Source organism: Microbacterium sp. SL62, assembly GCF_026672635.1.
Classification (GTDB): domain Bacteria; phylum Actinomycetota; class Actinomycetes; order Actinomycetales; family Microbacteriaceae; genus Microbacterium; species Microbacterium testaceum_A.
This window is the reverse complement of sequence record NZ_JAPPRM010000001.1, coordinates 2,321,315-2,340,518: the sequence shown is the minus strand read 5'-3', so window position 1 is coordinate 2,340,518 and position 19,204 is coordinate 2,321,315. Positions and strand designations below refer to the sequence as shown.

General features: G+C 69.7%; 21 protein-coding genes. 14 read left to right on the top strand and 7 right to left on the bottom strand.

From position 1 onward, the window contains the following. The first annotated feature begins 412 nt into the window (after window positions 1-412). The 4 genes from smc to OVA26_RS11215 all read left to right on the top strand — a co-directional run bounded on the left by smc (window position 413) and on the right by OVA26_RS11215 (window position 5,863). Window positions 413-3,973, top strand: a complete 3,561-nt coding sequence (gene smc / locus OVA26_RS11230) for a chromosome segregation protein SMC (RefSeq protein WP_268104125.1) — start codon at window positions 413-415, stop codon at window positions 3,971-3,973. Window positions 3,974-3,977: 4 nt separating this feature from the next. Continuing rightward, a complete protein-coding gene (gene ftsY, locus OVA26_RS11225; protein ID WP_056230868.1) occupies window positions 3,978-4,850 on the top strand; it encodes a signal recognition particle-docking protein FtsY in 873 nt (290 codons plus the stop codon). A 79-nt stretch (window positions 4,851-4,929) separates the two neighbouring features. Beyond that, a complete protein-coding gene (locus OVA26_RS11220) occupies window positions 4,930-5,430 on the top strand; it encodes a DUF2004 domain-containing protein (RefSeq protein WP_056230870.1) in 501 nt (166 codons plus the stop codon). A 4-nt stretch (window positions 5,431-5,434) separates the two neighbouring features. Then, a complete protein-coding gene (locus tag OVA26_RS11215) occupies window positions 5,435-5,863 on the top strand; it encodes an MSMEG_6728 family protein (protein WP_268104124.1) in 429 nt (142 codons plus the stop codon). A 1-nt stretch (window position 5,864) separates the two neighbouring features. Here the strand turns inward: OVA26_RS11215 and OVA26_RS11210 are convergent, their stop codons facing one another. The 4 genes from OVA26_RS11210 to lipB form a co-directional block, all read right to left on the bottom strand. Further along, window positions 5,865-6,191, bottom strand: a complete 327-nt coding sequence (locus tag OVA26_RS11210) for a hypothetical protein (protein ID WP_268104123.1) — start codon at window positions 6,189-6,191, stop codon at window positions 5,865-5,867. Then, window positions 6,188-7,357, bottom strand: coding sequence for an inorganic phosphate transporter (locus tag OVA26_RS11205; RefSeq protein WP_268104122.1), 1,170 nt, complete (start codon window positions 7,355-7,357; stop codon window positions 6,188-6,190). Before OVA26_RS11205 ends, OVA26_RS11210 begins: the two co-directional genes overlap by 4 nt. 127 nt (window positions 7,358-7,484) lie before the next feature. Beyond that, complete coding sequence (gene lipA, locus OVA26_RS11200) at window positions 7,485-8,489, bottom strand: lipoyl synthase (protein WP_268104917.1); 1,005 nt, start codon at window positions 8,487-8,489, stop codon at window positions 7,485-7,487. A 26-nt stretch (window positions 8,490-8,515) separates the two neighbouring features. Continuing rightward, window positions 8,516-9,154 (bottom strand): lipoyl(octanoyl) transferase LipB, encoded by a 639-nt coding sequence (lipB, locus tag OVA26_RS11195; protein ID WP_268104121.1) that lies wholly within the window; start codon window positions 9,152-9,154, stop codon window positions 8,516-8,518. A 64-nt stretch (window positions 9,155-9,218) separates the two neighbouring features. On the opposite strand from lipB, the gene OVA26_RS11190 reads away from it, so the two are divergent. Both OVA26_RS11190 and ffh read left to right on the top strand, forming a co-directional pair. Then, window positions 9,219-9,767 carry a TetR/AcrR family transcriptional regulator gene (locus tag OVA26_RS11190; RefSeq protein ID WP_268104120.1) on the top strand — a complete coding sequence of 183 codons (549 nt, stop codon included), beginning with the start codon at window positions 9,219-9,221 and terminating at the stop codon, window positions 9,765-9,767. Window positions 9,768-9,922: 155 nt separating this feature from the next. Beyond that, entirely contained in the window at window positions 9,923-11,467 is a 1,545-nt protein-coding gene (gene ffh, locus OVA26_RS11185) for a signal recognition particle protein (RefSeq protein ID WP_268104119.1), read from the top strand. Between the two features lie 33 nt (window positions 11,468-11,500). On the opposite strand, the gene OVA26_RS11180 is transcribed toward ffh, so the two are convergent. Then, the gene (locus OVA26_RS11180) at window positions 11,501-12,226 is read right to left on the bottom strand and encodes an SGNH/GDSL hydrolase family protein (RefSeq protein ID WP_268104118.1); all 726 of its coding nucleotides are present in this window, start codon (window positions 12,224-12,226) and stop codon (window positions 11,501-11,503) included. A gap of 49 nt (window positions 12,227-12,275) precedes the next feature. Further along, the gene (locus tag OVA26_RS11175; protein ID WP_268104117.1) at window positions 12,276-13,439 is read right to left on the bottom strand and encodes a glutamate--cysteine ligase; all 1,164 of its coding nucleotides are present in this window, start codon (window positions 13,437-13,439) and stop codon (window positions 12,276-12,278) included. 233 nt (window positions 13,440-13,672) lie between these two features. Between OVA26_RS11175 and rpsP the strand changes: the two genes are divergently transcribed. Genes rpsP through trmD form a run of 4 tightly spaced genes read left to right on the top strand, consistent with a single transcriptional unit; the run spans window position 13,673 to window position 15,660 of the window. Then, complete coding sequence (gene rpsP, locus OVA26_RS11170; protein WP_056230889.1) at window positions 13,673-14,086, top strand: 30S ribosomal protein S16; 414 nt, start codon at window positions 13,673-13,675, stop codon at window positions 14,084-14,086. A 5-nt stretch (window positions 14,087-14,091) separates the two neighbouring features. Beyond that, a complete protein-coding gene (locus tag OVA26_RS11165; protein ID WP_056230892.1) occupies window positions 14,092-14,322 on the top strand; it encodes an RNA-binding protein in 231 nt (76 codons plus the stop codon). Further along, a complete protein-coding gene (rimM, locus tag OVA26_RS11160; protein ID WP_268104116.1) occupies window positions 14,322-14,969 on the top strand; it encodes a ribosome maturation factor RimM in 648 nt (215 codons plus the stop codon). The genes OVA26_RS11165 and rimM overlap by 1 nt, the downstream gene beginning before the upstream one ends. A gap of 1 nt (window position 14,970) precedes the next feature. Next, complete coding sequence (gene trmD / locus OVA26_RS11155; protein ID WP_056230897.1) at window positions 14,971-15,660, top strand: tRNA (guanosine(37)-N1)-methyltransferase TrmD; 690 nt, start codon at window positions 14,971-14,973, stop codon at window positions 15,658-15,660. 70 nt (window positions 15,661-15,730) lie between these two features. On the opposite strand, the gene map is transcribed toward trmD, so the two are convergent. Next, on the bottom strand, window positions 15,731-16,513 hold the full coding sequence (gene map, locus OVA26_RS11150) for a type I methionyl aminopeptidase (RefSeq protein WP_074695098.1): 783 nt from the start codon (window positions 16,511-16,513) through the stop codon (window positions 15,731-15,733). 118 nt (window positions 16,514-16,631) lie between these two features. Here map and OVA26_RS11145 point away from each other — a divergent pair, with 118 nt between their 5' ends. From OVA26_RS11145 to OVA26_RS11130, 4 genes are all read left to right on the top strand, one after another. Then, window positions 16,632-17,123, top strand: a complete 492-nt coding sequence (locus OVA26_RS11145) for an MFS transporter permease (RefSeq protein ID WP_268104115.1) — start codon at window positions 16,632-16,634, stop codon at window positions 17,121-17,123. 186 nt (window positions 17,124-17,309) lie between these two features. Continuing rightward, window positions 17,310-17,657, top strand: coding sequence for a 50S ribosomal protein L19 (gene rplS, locus OVA26_RS11140; protein WP_056232294.1), 348 nt, complete (start codon window positions 17,310-17,312; stop codon window positions 17,655-17,657). A 144-nt stretch (window positions 17,658-17,801) separates the two neighbouring features. After that, complete coding sequence (gene lepB / locus OVA26_RS11135; protein ID WP_268104114.1) at window positions 17,802-18,551, top strand: signal peptidase I; 750 nt, start codon at window positions 17,802-17,804, stop codon at window positions 18,549-18,551. After that, window positions 18,548-19,201, top strand: a complete 654-nt coding sequence (locus OVA26_RS11130) for a ribonuclease HII (protein WP_268104113.1) — start codon at window positions 18,548-18,550, stop codon at window positions 19,199-19,201. Before lepB ends, OVA26_RS11130 begins: the two co-directional genes overlap by 4 nt. The last annotated feature ends 3 nt before the right edge of the window (window positions 19,202-19,204 follow it).

Genomic DNA, 19,204 nt, shown 5'->3' with positions numbered 1-19,204 from the left:
CGAGCAGACAGCTCACGCGGGGCGGACGCAGAGGGTCCGGGTGGCCGACGTCGAGAAGACGGGGCTCACGAGAAGCGGAGACGACGCGGCGTCTCGACGCGACGAACTAGCCCTGACGAGGGGGCATGCCGACGGCGGTGGTCACTCCCGTGGCGTATGCGGAGAGCACGGGGACGGCGGTGAAGCCTGGGGCGGTGAAGCCGGTCGTGGTGCGAATCATGGAAGTAACCTCCTTTCGACGTCGGTTGCGACCTCAGACGCTAGCGAAGGCTGTCAGCGAATGTCAAGCTCTCGCTCAGATTCGGATGGACGCCGGGCGCGTCGAACTCCGCGCACCGGCCCGCCGCCGCGGAATCCCGCGGTTTCTCGGCTACCGTGAACACGCGGGTCGATCGAGCGGAAGGCGGGTGACATGCACCTGAAGAGCGTGACGCTCAAGGGCTTCAAGTCGTTCGCCCAGTCGACCACCTTCGCGCTCGAGCCGGGGGTGACGTGCATCGTCGGCCCGAACGGCTCGGGCAAGTCCAACGTCGTCGATGCGCTCGCCTGGGTCATGGGGGAGCAGGGGGCGAAGACCCTCCGCGGCGGCAAGATGGAGGACGTCATCTTCGCCGGCACGTCGACGCGAGGCCCCCTGGGTCGCGCCGAGGTGCAGCTCACCATCGACAACGCCGACGGGGCCCTCCCGATCGACTACAGCGAGGTGACGATTAGCCGCACGCTGTTCCGCACCGGCGCGAGCGAGTACGCGATCAACGGGCAGACGTGTCGACTTCTCGACGTGCAGGAACTCCTCAGCGACTCCGGCCTCGGCCGCGAGATGCACGTCATCATCGGGCAGGGACGCCTCGACACCGTGCTCCAGGCGTCGGCGGAAGACCGGCGAGGCTTCATCGAAGAGGCCGCGGGCATCTTGAAGCACCGCCGCCGCAAAGAGAAGACCGTCCGCAAGCTCGAGGCGATGGAGACGAACCTCACGCGCTTGAGCGACCTGGCGGGCGAGCTGCGTCGGCAGCTGAAGCCACTGGGCAAGCAGGCCGAGATCGCTCGCGAAGCCGCCACGATCGCCGCCGTGGTCCGAGACGCGAAAGCGCGACTGTACGCCGACGAGCTCGTCCGTCTGCGCGCCGAACTGGCTGACGCCGCACGCGCCGAGAGCGAGCGCCACACCGAACGCCTGGGCCTGCAGGAGCAGTCCGAGGGAGTCCGCGGACGAGTGGAGCGCCTCGAACACGACCAGCGTTCGGAGGCCGTCGATCGTGCGCGCAGCGTTGCCTTCGCCCTCGAGCAGGTGCAGGAGCGACTCCGCGGGCTCTATACGCTCGCGGGCCAACGACTGACACTCCTCGGCGACGACGAGACCGACGGAGCCGGGTTCTCGCCCACCGTCACCCAGTCGATGATCGACGACGTCCGCGCCGAGATCGACGAGATCGCGGCGGGCCTCGGAGATGCGCAGGATGCCGCGGCTGAGGCGGCCCGCGCCGTGACGCGCGCCCGCAGCGACCTCGACGCGCTGGACGTCGACATCGCTGCGCAGAGCGCCCTCGTGTCGGAGCACGACATGAAGATCACGAGCCTACGGGGCGCGGCGGACGCCGCGAACTCCGCCCTCGCCGCCGTGCGCGCCGGGGTCGAACGCCAACAGCGGGCGCTCGACGCCGCTCTCGTTCGACGGGCCGAGGCCGAGCAGGCGCGAGCCGAGCTCGACCCCGACGTCGTTCCCGAAGCCTCCACCGCCGAGCACGCGGCCGCCTACGAGCGCGCGCAGCGCGACGCCAACGACGTCGAGGCGCGAGTCGCCGCACTCCGCGAACGGCTTCACGCGGCTGAGCGAGAGCGCGACGCGCTCACGGCCCAGACCACGGCGCTCGGCCGTGCTCTGGATGTCCGCAACGCGGCCGCCGAGCTGATCGCGGCCGGGGGCGCCGGCATCCGGGGTCTGGTCGGCGACGACGTAAAGGTCAGAGCGGGGTACGAGGCGGCGGTGGCCGCGGTGCTGGGCACCCTCGCCGAGGGACTGCTCGTCGACGACGCGGCGTCCGCCTTCACCGCCGCGCACACCGCGGCCGAGGCCGATCTCGGTCTGGTCGAGATCGTCTTGGCGCACGCTCCCGGGCCGGATTCGTCCGGGCCCGTGCTCGAGGGAGCGATCGCCGCGGCGGATGTCGTGACGGCGTCGGTCGGGGTGCTCGGCATCCTGTCTCGCGTTCTCATCGTCGACAATCTCGACGCCGCGCGCGCGGCGCAGTCGAACCTCGCGAACGACGTGACGGTGGTCACGCGCGCCGGCGAAGTCGTGACCGCGCGAACCGTCCGCGCCGGCTCGGGATCGGGGCGCTCACGCCTCGAACTCGCCGCCGAGAGGGATGCCGCCGCCGAGCGACTCGACGAGATCGTCGTGATCGCCGACTCGCTCCGCGAGGCGCTGGCCGACGAGCAACGCGCCCAGGTCGATGCGCGTCAGCGCACGAGAGACGCACTCTCGACGCTGCGCGCCCACGACGCGGCCCTCGCGGCCCGCGCCGAGAAGGTCAATCGGGTGACCGTACGCCACGAGGCGGTGGTCGCCGAGTGCGATCGCCTGGCCGCGGGTCTCGCGCAGACCGAGACGGCTGTCGCCGAGGCCGAGGAGGCGGCGCGCCGCGCCGACGAGACCCTCACCCGCGCGCTCGAGGCGCCGCGTCCCCTGCTCGACGCGTCGGCCCGCGAAGGTCTCGCGGCCGAGGTCGACGCCGCGCGGGAGGGCGAGATGCGCGCACGGCTCGACATTGAGACGCTGAAGGAGCGTGTCCGCGCGGGGGAGGCCCGTATCGTCCAGCTCGAACAGCAGCGCGAGCGCGAGCGCTCCGCGGCCGCGGAAGCCGCCCGGCGCGCGGTGCTGCGTCGCGCGCAGCGAGAGATCGCCGCCGAGGTCGCAGGTCACCTCCCGGCCCTGCTCGACTCGGTGGACCGCTCGGTCAGCCAGGCGCGTGTCGAGCTCGCGGCCGCGGAATCCGCCCGCACGGCGATCACCGCAGAGCTCGCGCGGGCGCGCGCCGACGAAGCCCTCGTGCGCGAGCGTCTCGCGCGGTTGACCGAGAGCGTGCACGGGCTCGAACTCCAGATGCACGAGAAGAAGCTGCACGTGACGGGGCTGCTCGAACGCGTCCAATCCGAACTCGCCCTCGACGAGAACATTCTCGTTTCGGAATACGGTCCCGACCAGCCGATCCGCGCCGAAAACACCGAGGCGGGGGTCCCGTTCGAGCGGGCCGCGCAGAAGCGCAGACTGCAGGATGCCGAACGCAAGCTCTCACAACTCGGCCGGGTGAACCCGCTGGCGCTCGAGGAGTTCGCCGCTCTCGAACAGCGGCACGCCTTCCTCACCGAGCAACTGGCGGATCTGCAGCAGACCCGCGCGGATCTGCAGACGATCATCGCCGACCTCGACGAGCGCATGCAGACGATCTTCGTCGCGGCCTTCGAGGACACGCGGGCCGCCTTCACCGAGATCTTCCCGATCCTCTTCCCCGGAGGCGCGGGGAGCATCTCGCTCACCGACCCCGACCACCCGCTGACGACCGGCATCGAGGTGGCGGTGCGTCCGGTGGGCAAGAAGATCGAGCGGCTGTCACTGCTGTCGGGCGGGGAACGCTCGCTCGCGGCGGTGGCCTTCCTCACGTCGATCTTCACGGCGCGACCGAGCCCCTTCTACATCCTCGACGAAGTGGAGGCGGCACTCGACGACGCGAACCTCGGCCGCCTGCTCGGGGTGTTCGAGAAGCTCCGCGCGAGCAGCCAGCTCATCGTCATCACGCACCAGAAGCGCACGATGGAGATCGCCGACGCGCTGTACGGGGTGTCGATGCGTCAGGACGGGGTCTCAGCCGTCGTCGGTCAGCGGGTCGGCGATCGCGCCGCCGCCGGCGCCGAGGCGACTCCCGCGGCATCCGTCGACGCCGCCCGTGACGAAGCCACCCCCGTAAGCTGAAGCAATGGCTGAGAACTCCTGGTCGCTGGGCCGCGCGCTGCGCGGACTGTTCGTCAAACCCACGATCGACGAGACCACGTGGGACGACCTCGAGACCGCTCTGCTGACGGCCGACTTCGGCCCCGACGTGACCGAGCGCCTCGTCGACGAACTCCGCGAGAAGGTCGAGCGCTTCCGCACGACCGACCCGCGCGACCTGCAGCGCATGCTCCGCGAGACGCTCGAGGAGCACTTCGCGAAGTTCGACACGACGCTGCGTCTCACCGAGCGCCCCGCGGTGGTCCTGGTCGTCGGCGTCAACGGCGTCGGCAAGACCACCACGATCGGCAAATTCGCGAAGTTCCTGCAGCGCTACGGCCGCACCGTCACGGTCGGGGCTGCCGATACGTTCCGCGCCGCCGCCGTCGATCAGCTGGCGACCTGGGCCGAGCGCGGGGGAGCGACGATCGTCCGCCCCCAGCACGAGGGTCAGGACCCGGCATCCGTCGCCTTCCAGACCGTCGCCCACGCCAAGGAGACCGGCACCGAGATCGTCCTCGTCGACACCGCCGGCCGCCTGCACACCAAGGGCGGCCTCATGGACGAGCTCGGAAAGATCAAGCGCGTCATCGAGAAGCAGGCGCCCATCAGCGAGGTGCTGCTCGTGCTCGACGCGACGACCGGTCAGAACGGCCTCATGCAGGCCCAGGCCTTCCTCGACAGTGCCGGGGTCACGGGACTGGTGCTCACCAAGCTCGACGGTTCCGCGAAGGGCGGCTTCGTCCTCGCGGTGCAGGAGCGCACCGGCATCCCGGTGAAGCTCCTCGGCCAGGGCGAGGGCATCAACGACCTCACCGGTTTCACCCCGCACGTCTTTGCGGCCTCGCTCGTCGACTGAGCCCCGCGCGCCTTTACCGCACGCACCGACCGTGGCGGGTCGTCTTCCCGAACACCGGGCGGACTGCTTACATGGAGGCATGGCGATCGAGCACGACTTCTTCGGACTCCTCGAGTCGGGCCCCGACGGGTCGATCTTCTGGAGCGAGAACGTCGAGTTCGGCGACCAGAGCGTGACCGTCGATCTGACCGCACCCGACCAGGACGACGTCTCGGTCGAGGCGCTCGATGTCGCGGCATCCATGGTCTCCTCACTCGAGTCGATCGACCTCGCCGCGCGCAACGCCATGGTGAACGAACTCGATTCGCGCACCAGCGAGGTGACCGAGTACATCCTTCAGCAGCAGGCGACCCTCGGCGAGGAGCTCGAGGACCTTCTGACGGACGTCTCGGGCGACACGCACATCGACGTCATCAAGGCGCTGCAGTTGATGAGCATGACGATCCTCGCCGACGAGCACGGGGGAGCCGACCCCTTCGCTGTCCTCGAGTACGCGCTGGACCCCGACGCGACCGACGACGTGCTCCTGGTGAACCTCGCCTCCGACGGCAGCGTCCAGTCGGTCACCAGCGCCGACTGAGCGCGTGCAGACCTTCCTGCCGTACCCCTCGTTCACGGCATCCGCCGCCGCCCTCGACCTCAAGCGCTTGGGCAAGCAGCGTGTCGAGACGATCCAGCTATTGCGCGCGTTGACCGTACCCGACCATGGCTGGCGTCATCATCCGGCGGCGAAGATGTGGGACGGACACCTGCCGGCGCTCGTGTCGTACGGCCTCGTCATGACGGACGAGTGGATCGCCCAGGGTCGAGCCGACACCGTCCGAGAGAAGATCCGCGTCTTCGCGCCCGAGGTCGACGGCCTCACGCAGAACGAGCTCGACCTCCCGCCCTGGATCGGAGACGAGGCGTTCCACCTCGCGCACCGCTCCAACCTCGTGCGCAAGGACCCCGAGTTCTACGTCCCCCGTTTCGGGGTCGTCGCCGACGACCTGCCGTACGTCTGGCCGGTCTGATTCACTTCCCGTGGAAAAGCGGGATCACCAGGTAGATCCCGTAGACCACCGCGGCGGCGACGCCGGCGAAGCAGACGAGACCGGCCATGGTGGCGGGCAGCGGTCGCGGCGTCTCGCGCGGCGCGACCACCGCGGTCGGTCCTTCGGGGTCGTCTCCATCCGGCACTCGAACGTCGGGGGCGCCGACGGCGAAGAATCGGATGCCGAGGGCGTACAACCCCACGATGATGAGGGTGGCGGCCAGCCCCACCACGAAGACGAGCAGGATCGACCCTGCTTCGGTGCCGAGCCAGCCCGAGGCGCCGGCGCGTTCAAGGGGAGTGATCACGCGCGTTCTCCTTCGGTCTGGCGCTGGCCGATGCGATCGGCATCCACCGCCTCATCGTTGACGTTCTCGGCCGACACCGGGCGTCGGCGAGCGAGCAGGAACAGGCCCACGCAGACGGCCAGGCCGCCCACCAGCACGACCACGAGGCCGGCGATGCCCGACGAGGCCGCCCATGCGGCGCCTCCGCCGACGACGGCGGCCGCGGGCAGCGTGACGACCCACGCGAAGGCGATCCGGGTGACGACGTTCCAGTGCACCGACGCGAGACGCTTGCCGAGCCCCGAGCCGATCACGGCGCCGGAGGTGACCTGCGTGGTCGAGAGCGGGAAACCGAGGGTCGACGAGATGAGGATGGTCGAGGCGGCGCTCGTCTCGGCTGCGAAGCCCTGCGGAGGTTTCACATCGGTGATGCGCTTGCCGACCGTGCGCATGATGCGCCAGCCGCCCAGGTAGGTACCGAGGGCGATCGCGAGGCCCGCCGACAGGATGACCCACAGCTGCGGACCGGTGCCCGCCTCTTGGAAGCCGGCGACGATGAGGGTCAGCGTGATGACACCCATCGTCTTCTGGGCGTCGTTGGTGCCGTGCGCGAGCGACACGAGCGAGGCCGAGACCGTCTGGCCGTGACGGAAGGCGGTGGACGATCCGGCGACGGTCGCCATCTTCGTCACGCGGTACACGAGATAGGTCGCGGCGAGGGCCACGATCCCCGCGATGAACGGCGACAGCAGCGCGGGCAGCACGATCTTCGACAGCACCCCTCCCCACTCGACGGCCTGGACGCCGACGCCGATCACCGCGGCGCCGATGAGGCCGCCGAAGAGGGCGTGGGTCGAGCTGGAGGGCAGCCCGAGCCACCAGGTCAGCAGGTTCCACACCACGGCGCCCATGAGCCCCGCGAAGATCATCGGCACGGTGATCTGCGGAAGCCCCTGGTCGTTCTGAGCGAGGATCCCCTCCGACACCGTCTTGGCCACCGCGGTCGACAGGAACGCGCCGACGAGGTTGAGGATCGCGGAGATGAGCACCGCGACTTTGGGTTTCAGCGCGCCCGTGGCCACTGACGTCGCCATGGCGTTGGCGGTGTCGTGAAAGCCGTTGGTGAAGTCGAAGAAGATCGAGAGGGCGACGACGAGAAGGACGGGGACGAGGACGGTGAGATCCACCGCGACTCCGATCGAGGGGTGATACCGGAAGCGGGTCGGTTGGCCCGGCGACACGGTAGACCTCGGCGGTGAACGAAGTGTTCCCTATCCCGTGGGAGCGGAGAGGTCTACTCTCCGGTCTGCGCGCTCACACCGCCTGCGCGAAGCCCGCGTCGACGGACGCGATGTCCTCGGCCAGGTGCGCGAGGTGCGGAGGGATCTCGCGGCCCTTGGACACCATCGACTGCGCCCACAGGCGTCCGGCGCGGTATGACGACCGCACCAGGGGCCCGGCGAGCACGCCGAGGAAGCCGATGCGCTCGGCCTCTTCCTTGAACTCCACGAACTCGGCCGGCTTCACCCAGCGCTGCACGGGGAGGTGGCGCGGGGTGGGGCGCAGGTACTGCGTGATCGTGATGATGTCGGTGCCCGCCGCGTGCAGGTCTTCGAGGGCCTGGACGACCTCTGCGGGCTCTTCGCCCATGCCGAGGATGAGGTTCGACTTGGTGATGAGTCCCGCCTCTCGCGCCGCGGTGAGCACGCCGAGGGAGCGTTCGTATCGGAACGCCGGGCGAATGCGCTTGAAGATGCGGGGCACGGTCTCGACGTTGTGCGCGAAGACCTCGGGTCGCGACGAGAAGACCTCTTCGAGGTGCGCCGTGTTGCCCGAGAAGTCGGTCGCGAGGATCTCGACCCCGGTACCCGGGTTGTCGGCGTGGATGCGGCGCACGGTCTCGGCGTGCAGCCACGCGCCCTCGTCCGGCAGGTCGTCGCGGGCGACGCCGGTAACGGTGGCATAGCGCAGCTGCATCCGGGTGACGCTCTCGGCGACGCGGCGCGGTTCGTCGCGGTCGTAGTCGGCGGGCTTACCGGTGTCGATTTGGCAGAAGTCGCAGCGGCGCGTGCACTGCGAACCGCCGATGAGGAAGGTCGCCTCGCGGTCCTCCCAGCACTCGAAGATGTTGGGGCAGCCCGCCTCCTGGCAGACCGTGTGGAGTTCCTCGGTCTTCACGAGGTTCTGCAGGGCGGTGTACTCGGGGCCCATCTTGGCCTTGGTCTTGATCCACTCGGGCTTGCGCTCGATCGGCGTCTCGGCGTTGCGCACTTCGAGGCGCAGGAGCTTGCGGCCGTTCGGAGCGGTGGATGCCGGCACCCCGGCGTTCCCGGGTCCGCAGGCGCTCACGCGGCCACCACCGCGTCCTCGGCGCGGAAGACGCGCTCGATAGCGGGGACGAGGTCGGCGGGGGAGACGTCGGCGCCGAGCACCTCGCTGACGGTGGTCACTCCGGCATCCGTGATCCCGCAGGGGACGATGTGGCGGAAGCCCGCGAGGGTGTTGTCGCAGTTGACGGCGAAGCCGTGCATGGTCACTCCTTTTTCGACGCGGACTCCGATCGCCGCGACCTTGTCCACACCGAGGGGGCGCCGTACCCAGACGCCGCTTCGTCCCTCGACGCGGAAGCCGTCGACGCCGAGGGCGCCGAGAGCGTCGATGAGCAGGGCTTCGAGGCGCCGGACGTGCGCGACGACGTCGATGGGTTCGGGGAGTCGCACGATCGGATACCCGACGAGCTGGCCCGGGCCGTGCCACGTGATCTTCCCGCCGCGGTCGACGTCGATCACGGGGGTGCCGTCGTCGGGGCGTTCGTGCGCCTCCGTGCGCTTTCCCGCGGTGTACACCGCCTCGTGTTCGAGAAGGAGCAGGGTGTCGACGCGGGCTCCCGCGACGACGTCGGCGTGGATGCGACGCTGACGCGCCCAGCCGTCGAGGTAGGGAACGTAGTGCGGGGACAGGCCCACCTGCTGGATGTCGATCATCGACCGCCTCCGATGTTGGATCGCGTCCAACAATACACGCGAGGCGCGCCCGTAGGCTGGGGCCGTGACCCCTGAACCTCGAAGCGGACGACCGCGCGCCTCCTCGCGCGAAGTGCTCTCCGAGGCGGCCTGCGAACTGTTCCTGGAGCAGGGCTACGACGCGACCAGCGTGTCCGACATCACCCGCCGCGCGGGAGTGAGCCGGTCGAGCTTCTTCAACTACTTCTCCGCCAAGAGCGACGTGCTCTGGTCGGGATACGACGAGCAGGCGGATACCGCGATCGAGCGCCTCCGCGAAGGCCAGCCGGTCGCCGAGTGCCTGCTGGCGATCGGCGCGGGTCTCGCACCCGACGCGCTCGCCCTCGCGATCACCAACGCCGACGCCATGGGCATCTCCGTCGAGCTCGACCGCGACCGGGCCGTCCGTCAATTCCGGCTGCAGCGGGAGCTCGCGGCGCGGTTCGTGCGGGATGGCACGCCGGAGCTGGCCGCCCAGGTCCGCGCGGGCGCGCTCTCGGCCGCCGTCCTGGCCGCCGTGTGGGCGTGGGCGGACCGCACCGCCGCCGGGCGGCCCCTCGCCGAAATGCTGGACGCCGCGCTCGCTCTCGCGTGACGCGACAGGGCCGTCCGCCCCACCCCCGAGAGATGGCCGGGGTCAGCGGCATCCCTCCGAGGAGGGTCCGGGTTCGGCGGATTGCCCGCGTCGAGCCCCCGGCGGGTGAGTGTGCGGCGGCGAACGCGGCGCGCCCCGCGTAAACTCGTCACATCATGGCGACTTTCGGCACCCTCTCCGACCGGCTCACAGAGACCTTCCGCAATCTCCGGAAGAAGGGCCAGCTCACGCCCGCCGACGTCGACGGGACGGTGCGCGAGATCCGCCGGGCCCTCCTCGACGCGGACGTCGCGCTGCCCGTTGTCAAGGAGTTCACCGCCGCGGTGCGCGAGCGCGCCCTGGGCGACGAGGTCAACCGGGCGCTGAACCCCGCGCAGCAGGTCGTGCAGATCGTCAACGACGAGCTCATCGGCATCCTGGGCGGCCAGCAGCGTCGCCTGCAGTTCGCCAAGAACCCGCCGACGGTCATCATGCTCGCCGGCCTCCAGGGATCCGGTAAGACGACCTTCGCCGGCAAGCTCGCCAAGATGCTCGAGAAGGACGGCCACACCCCGCTCCTCGTCGCGTGCGACCTCCAGCGTCCGAACGCCGTCAACCAGCTGCAGGTCGTCGCCGAGCGCGCCGGAGCCGCGATCTACGCTCCCGAGCCCGGCAACGGCGTCGGCGACCCGGTCAAGGTCGCCCGCGACGGCGTCGCGTACGCCACGCGTCAGCAGCACGACATCGTCATCATCGACACCGCCGGTCGCCTGGGAGTCGACGCCGAGCTGATGAAGCAGGCGTCCGACATCCGAAAGGCCACCGAGCCCGACGAGGTGCTCTTCGTCATCGACGCGATGATCGGTCAGGACGCGGTGAACACCGCGAAGGCGTTCCAGGACGGCGTCGACTTCACCGGCGTCGTGCTGTCGAAGCTCGACGGCGACGCCCGCGGTGGCGCCGCGCTGTCGGTCGCCTCGGTCACGGGTCGCCCCATCATCTTCGCCTCGACCGGTGAGGGTCTCGACGACGTCGAGCCCTTCTACCCCGACCGCATGGCATCCCGCATCCTCGACCTCGGTGACATCCTCACCCTGATCGAGCAGGCGCAGTCGGCCTTCGACGAGGCCGAGGCGATGAAGGTCGCCGAGAAGCTCGCGACCGAGACCTTCACGCTCGAGGACTTCCTCGAGCAGATGCAGCAGATGAAGAAGATGGGCTCCATGAAGAAGATGCTCGGGATGCTCCCGGGCATGGGAAACATGAAGCAACAGCTCGAGAACTTCGACGAGCGCGAGATCGACCGCACCGAGGCGATCATCCGCTCGATGACTGTCGCCGAACGACGCAACCCCAAGATGCTCAACGGCTCGCGCCGCTTGCGCATCGCCCGCGGTTCGGGCATGACGGTCACCGACGTCAATCAGCTCGTCCAGCGATTCGACCAGGCCGCCAAGATGATGAAGACCGTCGCGCGCGGCGGGGTGCCCAACATCCCCGGCATGGGACCTGTCGGCGGCAAGCCCGGCGCGTCGTCCAAGCGCGGCAAGCAGCAGAAGGCGAAGGGTTCGCGTTCGGGCAACCCCGCCAAGCGCGCGGCCGAGAACGCCGGTATCACGGCATCCGCACCGGCTACCGGCTCGGGCTTCGGCCTGAGCGGGCAGGCGGCGCCGAGCGAGGCCGATCTCGCCGAGCTGCAGAAGATGCTCGGACGCGGCTGACGCCATCGCCCGGGGGAGACCCCGGCGTCCGCCTCAGGGCAGGACGTCGGCGTCCTGCAGGGCGGACATGACCGTTTGCTCGATCGCGCGCTGACCGCGCGGGGTGGGGTGGACGTCGTCCTCCTGCATCCACTCCGGGTGGCCCGCGAGGGGCTGCCCGACGTCGATGAAGGTTCCCCCGACCTTCTCGACGGCGTCCTTGAGCGCGTCGGAGGTCACCTTCGTGTCGGTGGGGACGTCGGCGTCGTCGTTCCAGATCGTGCTCAGGCCAATGATGCGGGCATCGGGAGCGGCCCCGTGCAGCTGGTCGACCGTGTCGGCGGTGTCGGTGCGGATCTCGTCCTCGTCCTCCCAGAAGTCGTTGCTGGAGGACTCGACGACGAGCAGCTGCGGCTGCAGAGCGGCGACAGCGGGAACCAGGCCGGCGTAGGCGGTTCCGCAGTCGCCCTGCGCCACGAAGCCCATGCCCGGGCAGGCGAGGTTCGTCAGCGACACGTGGGCGCGTGCGGAGAGGAGTGTCGGCCACGCCTGCTGCGGTTCCAGGCCGAAGCCCGACATGAGGGAGTCTCCCAGGGTGACCACCCGCAGGGGCCCCGTCGGCGTCGACGACGGCGACGGGCTCGCCTCGAGCGCGGGGGCGGCGAAGGTGGGCAGGGCAGCGGGGTCGGCGGAGTCGGCGGCGCAGCCGGCGAGCATCGCGACCACGCCTGCGGAGAGGGCGGTCAGCGAAGCCACGGTGGCGCGGCGTCCGAAGGTCATGACGCGATCCTAGGTTCGCGCACCTATGAACGAGCGCGGAGGTTCACCTCTAGACGCGCAGGGCCGCGAGGTGCTCGCGCAGGGTCGGGCCCCCGCGGAACTCGCGGATGAGGTGCTGCACCACCTCGCGCAGATCGCCGTCGGCCGCGTCGGCGACCGCGATCTGCCGCGCCGAGCTGCCGCCCGTGGCGAGGATCGTCTCGAGGCTCGCGAACTCCTTCGCGCACTTCAGCTCGAGGGCGATGTCGGCGAGCTCCTCCATCGTCTCGCGCAGGTGCTCGACCACGGGGCGCTGCGTCCCCTCGCGGTCGACGATCACGCGCGCGTCGAGACCGTAGCGGGCCGCGCGCCACTTGTTCTCGCGGGCGTACCAGGGCGGGATGCCGGGAAGTTCACCCCCCTCGTCGAGCAGCCGCGAGAAGTGCTCGACGAGCGTCTGCGCGAGCGAGGCGACCGCGACCAGCTCGGGCAGGGTCGACATGCCGTCGCAGGCGCGGATCTCGATCGTGCCCCACTTGGGCGCCGGACGGATGTCCCAGCGCACCTCGCTGGCATCCGCCATCACTCCGGTACGGACCATGTCGTCGAGGTAGCTCTCGAAATTGCCCCACGAGTCGAGCTGCCAGGGCAGGCCCGCCGTGGGGAGCTGCTGGAAGACGAGAGCGCGATTCGATGCGTATCCAGTGCGCTCGCCCGCCCAGAAGGGGCTGGATGCCGACAGCGCCTGCAGATGGGGGAGGTAGACGTTCAGTGCGTTGACGATCGGAATGACCTTCTCGACGTCGTCCACGCCGACGTGCACGTGGATGCCCCAGATCATCATGTTGCGCCCCCACCACTGGGTGCGCTCGATGAGCGAGTGGTAGCGCGTCTTGTCGGTGACCTCCTGGTCGAACCACTGCGCGAAGGGGTGACTGCCGGCGCACAGGATCTCGACCCCGCGCGGCTCGGTCTCGTCGCGCAGGGCGCAGATGGCGTCGGCGATGTCGTCCACGGCCTCGGCGACGGTGTGCCCGACGCCGCTGGTCACCTCGACGGTGTTCGTGAGCAGCTCACCGGTGACCGTGAACCGCTCGAGCGCGGTCTTGTCTTCGAGCTGGTCGAGGATCTCGGGCGCGCGGGGGACCAGATCGCCCGTCTCGCGGTCCGCGAGCATGAGCTCCCATTCCAGACCCACGGACGAACGCGTCGATGCAGCGAACGGCAGCCTCATGCGGCTCAGTCTGACACGGGGGTCGGATGCGGGGATCCTCCGCTACCCTTCGAGACGCCGTGTGTCGCGGCGCGTCGCGTGTCACCGCGAGGCCCGGGGATCTGGCAGAATAGAGGGCTGGACCCGCTACTCGACCCTCTATCCAGTATCGGTCCACCCTTTTGAGCTTCCGCCGGGTGTGCACCCCACTCTCCAGGCGTTCGGTTCGTTCGTTTTCATCATTTGGAGTCATCGTGGCTGTCAAGATCCGTCTCAAGCGCCTCGGAAAGATCCGCGCGCCCTACTACCGCATCGTCGTCGCCGACTCGCGCACCAAGCGCGATGGTCGTGTCATCGAGGAGATCGGCAAGTACCACCCGACCGAGGAGCCCTCGTTCATCGAGGTCGACTCCGAGCGCGCGCAGTACTGGCTCTCCGTGGGCGCGCAGCCCACCGAGCAGGTCGCCGCCATCCTCAAGCTCACGGGCGACTGGGGCAAGTTCAAGGGCGACAAGAACGCCGTCTCGACCGTCAAGGTCCGCGAGCCCAAGGCCGCGTTCGAGGCCGACGCCTCGAAGAAGTCGGTCGTCAAGCCCAAGGCCGAGAAGAAGGCCGAAGCTCCCGCCGAGGCGCCCGCTGAGGACGCCGCCGAGACCTCGGCCGAGTAATTCCCGTGCTGTCTGCCGCGCTCGAACACGTCGTCAAGGGGATCGTCGATCACCCCGATGCCGTGACCATCCGTTCCAGCTCTTCGCCTCGCGGCGACGTGCTGGAGGTTCGCGTGCACCCCGATGACCGGGGTCGCGTGATCGGGCGCGGCGGACGCACCGCCAAGGCACTGCGCACGGTCGTGTCGGCTCTCGCCGACGGACGTCGCGTGCGCGTCGACGTCGCCGACGACTGATGGCGAACGGCGACACCGCGGGCGCGCAGCCCGCCAAGACCCAGCTCCGCGTCGGACGACTCGTCAAGGCCCACGGCCTGAAGGGTGCGTTCAAGCTCGAGCTGTACACCGACGATCCCGACGGGCGCTTCACACCGGGGAGCACCTTCACCCTGCAGGTTCCGGAGTCCTCGCCGTGGCACGGACGCGAGCTGACGGTCCGTGAATTCCGGTGGATGAACTCGCACCCGGTCGCCTTCTTCGAGGGCGTCGACGACCGCAACGCGGCCGAAGAGCTCGTCAAGGCCATTCTGTGGATCGACCAGGATGCCGAAGCCGCTCCCGCCGAAGACGACGCCTGGTACGACCACCAGCTCGTCGGTCTCGACGTCGTGCGCGACGGCGCCGTCATCGGCCGCGTCGCCCGCGTCGACCACTTCCCGGCGCAGGACCTCTTGATCGTCCGCATGGCCGGCGAAGACCGCGAGGTCCTCGTTCCTTTCGTGGGCGCCATCGTCCCCGAGGTCGACATCGCGGGTGGCCGCGTCGTCGTCACTCCGCCCGCGGGGCTCTTCGAAGAGCTCCCGGCCGACGCCGACGACGAGCCCGAACCCGTCTCGGCGTCCGACAAATTCGACGGCGAGACGCCCGACACCTCCGAGGACTGACGTGCGCATCGACATCGTCTCGATCTTCCCGACGATCTTCGATGCTCTCGAGGTGTCGCTGCTCGGCAAAGCCCGGCAGAGCGGTCTGCTCGACGTCCGCATCCGCGATCTGCGGGACTACACGCACGACCGTCACCGCACCGTCGACGACACCCCGTACGGCGGCGGCGCCGGCATGGTCATGAAGCCTGAGCCCTGGGGTGAAGCGCTCGACGACGTGACGAGCGACGCCGAAGCGCGCCCGGTCATCATCTTCCCCTCGCCCGCGGGCGAGCGGTTCACGCAGGCGACGGCGCGAGAGCTCTCCACCGCCCCGCACCTCGTCTTCGGCTGCGGCCGGTACGAGGGCATCGACGAGCGCGTCTTCGACTACGCCGCCGAGCGGGGCGACGTGCGCCTGATCTCTTTGGGCGACTACGTGCTCAACGGGGGAGAGGTCGCCGTCATGGCGATGGTCGAGGCGATCGGACGACTGATCCCCGGCGTCGTCGGCAACCCCGAGAGCCTTGTCGAGGAGTCGCACGAGGACGGCCTGCTCGAATACCCCTCGTTCACCAAGCCGGCCGTGTGGCGCGAGCGAGAGGTGCCGCCCGTGCTCCTGAGCGGCAACCACGGCGCCGTGGCGACCTGGCGTCGCGCGCAGCAGATCGAGCGCACGCGCGAGCGGCGGCCCGACCTGCTCGCTGACTGACGCGGCAGAGCTCTTCCGTCGCTGCCGGGAGGATGCCGCGACCTCGGGCCGCGGCATCCGGGATCATCCGTCAGTCGACGCCCAGGAACGAGCGATCGGTCAGGACGATGGGACCGTCGGCGGTGATCGCCACGGTGTGCTCGGAGTGCGCTCCGCGCGATCCATCGGCGCTGCGCAGGGTCCATCCGTCGGGGTCGGTGATCAGCTCGTCGGTGGTCTGCAGGAACCACGGCTCGAGCGCGAGCACGAGGCCGTCGCGGAGCGGGTAGCCGCGGCCGGCCTTGCCGTCGTTGGCGACGTGCGGGTCGCCGTGCATGGTGCGGCCGACGCCGTGGCCGCCGAAGTCGGTGTTGATGCTCAGGCCCTCGGCGTGGGCGACGGCGGCGATCGCGGCGGAGATGTCGCCGATCTTGCGGCCCACGCTCGCGGCCTCGATCGCGGCGGCCAGCGCGCGCTGCGAGGTGTCGATGAGGGCGAGGTCCTCGTCGCGAGCGGTGCCCACGACGAAGGAGACGGCGGAGTCGGCGACCCAGCCGTCCACGGACGCGGCGAAGTCGAGCGAGACGAGGTCGCCGTCACGCAGCACGTAGTCGTGGGGGAGTCCGTGCAGCACGGCGTCGTTGATCGACGTGCAGAGGACCTTGCCGAAGGGGCTCGCGCCGAAGGACGGGTGGTAATCGATGTAGCACGACTCCGCGCCGGCCGAGCGGATCATGTCGTGCGCGCGACGGTCCAACTGCAGCAGGTTGGTCCCCACCTTGGTCTCGGCGCGCAGCGTGGCCAGCACCTCCGCGACGAAGCGTCCGGCGGGGCGCATCGCGTCGATCTCGGCCGGGGTGCGCAGTTCGATCATGGGTGGTTCCTCTCGCGTCGAACCTCCATTGTCTCCGATCCGCGGCGCCGCCGCCCGATGCGCGTGCGCCATAGCCTTCTCAGAGGCGAAGCACATGCGCGAGCCCTAGTCTCTGGTCATGGCGTTGCGACGGATGTTCCTCCACTGGCTGTTCCCGGCCGCGTTCGTTCTGCCGCTGTGGCTGTTCGTCGGGTGGATCGTCTTCTCGGGAGGCAGCGCGTGGGGCCTGCTCTGGCTCTTCGTCGCGGTTCCGGCCGTCTTCATCTCGCAGCTCGTCCTGACCCTCATGGTGCGAGCGCGGGGGAGTGTGCGCGAGAACCGCGCGGTGTCGTGGCGGGATCTGGCGGGCCTGGGCATCTGGCAGGTCGTGATCGTCGCCCTCGGATTCTTCGACTCCCGGGTCTTCTTCCCGCTGCTCGTGCTGTCGATCGCGGGAGCGCTGGTGTTGTTCTGGTCGTCTCTCGCGCAGCTCTGGAACGAGGCGCGCGGCGCGGTGGCGGTGCTGCACACGACCGACGGGACCGCGTACATCCCGCCGCCGCGCGAGAGTCGCGAACAGACACGGGATGCCGAGGTCATCGTCGTTCCGGAGACGCGGCGCCCCGACTGACGTCGTCGCGTGCCCGCGGCGGAGCGCACCGTTTTGGCGGGTCGGCCTGCGCGTGGCAGAATGAAGGCTTGTGCCCTGACCGGCTCTGCCTCAGGGGAGTCAGCTGCTTCGGCGGCTTCGGGCACGCCTCACCTTTTTCCCTCTTATCGTGCGATCGACCTGTGGCGGTCGCAGGAAGTGATGATCATGCAGATCCTCGACTCCGTCGACGCGGCTTCGCTCCGCTCCGACATCCCCGTCTTCGGCCCCGGCGACACCGTCAAGGTGCACGTCAACATCACCGAAGGCAACCGCTCGCGCATCCAGGTGTTCCAGGGCGTCGTCATTGGCCGCTCGGGCGACGGCGTGCGCGAGACCTTCTGCGTCCGCAAGGTCAGCTTCCAGGTCGGCGTGGAGCGCACGTTCCCCGTCCACAGCCCCGTGATCGACCACATCGAGGTCGTCACCCGCGGTGACGTGCGTCGCGCCAAGCTGTACTACCTGCGCAGCCTGCGTGGCAAGAAGGCCAAGATCAAGGAGAAGCGCGACCGCTGAGTCCGCTCTCTCGAACGCCCCGTGGGTTTCACCCGCGGGGCGTTCGGCGTTCTCACGGCGTCGTCGGTCACGGGGCGGCTCCTCGATGTGCGACCCTGGTTCCTGCGGTTCGCTCGGTGTGCGTCGAACCCGGTGAAGGAACACATGAGCGACCAGACCGCCTCGACCCCGGATGCCGTGGCATCCCGCTCCGCCGGACGGCGTCGACGCGGATGGGGGGCGTTCTTCCGCGACCTGCTCGTGATCGTGCTGATCGCGCTCGTGGTGTCGTTCCTCGTCAAGACCTTCGTCGTCCGCTCGTTCTACATCCCGTCGGCGTCGATGGAGAACACGCTGCTGATCAAGGACCGCATCCTCGTGGACGAGCTGACCCCGAAGTTCGGTCAGTACTCGCGGGGTGACGTGGTCGTGTTCCGCGACCCCGGTGGATGGCTGCCGCCGAGCCCCACCGAGCAGCGGTCCCCGGTGGTCGAGGCCGCCGACTGGGTGCTGTCGCTCTTCGGGCTGTCGGCTCCCGACAGCGACGATCACCTCATCAAGCGCGTGATCGGCACGGCGGGCGACCACGTCGTCTGCTGCAACGCCCTGGGGCAGACGACGGTCAACGGCGTCCCGCTCGATGAATCGTACGTGCGGCTCGCTCCGGGGGCGACTGCGCCCGAGCCCGTTCCCTACGACATCACGGTTCCCGACGGCTCGCTCTGGGTCCTCGGCGACAACCGCAACAGCTCGCGCGACTCGCGTTTCAACCAGGACCAGCCCGGGCAGGGCTTCGTCCCCGTCGACAACGTCGTGGGACGCGCGTTCCTCATCACGTGGCCGTTCACGCGCTTCGGTCTGATCGACTTCCACCACGAGGTGTTCGCGGGGGTCCCCGCGCCGGGAGCGCAGTGATCGAACCCACCCTCACCCTCGAGCGCCGTCTGCTGAAGGATCATGCGATCGTCATCGCGTGCGACGAGGTCGGGCGCGGGGCCCTCGCGGGGCCGGTGGCGGTCGGCGCCGCGGTCATCGACCCGGCGCGTTCGCGCAAGCGGGTTCCCGCCGGCCTGCGCGACTCCAAGCTCGTTCCCGAGGCGCGACGGCCCGAGGTGGCCGCCCGGGCGGCCGCGTTCGTCCAGCACAGCGCCGTCGGGTGGGCGAGCTCGGTCGAGGTCGATGAGATCGGCATCATCCGGGCTCTGGGTCTCGCGGCCGTCCGCGCGATCGCGGATCTGCGCGCGCACGGCGTCGTGCCCGAAGAGGCCCTCGTCATCCTCGACGGCAACCACGACTACATCACGCCGGCGGGGGAGACGGGGCTGGCGGTGCGTCCCATCATCAAGGCCGACCGTGACTGCGCGAGTGCGGCCGCGGCATCCGTCATCGCCAAGGTCGCCCGCGACACCCTCATGACGGGACTGCACGACGATCACCCCGCCTACGGGTGGGCGCGCAACAAGGGCTACGCGAGCCTCGATCACCGCGAGGCGATCACCGCGCACGGAATGAGCGTGCACCACCGGCACTCGTGGGCCATCGCCGCGGCCCCGACGCTCTTCTGACCC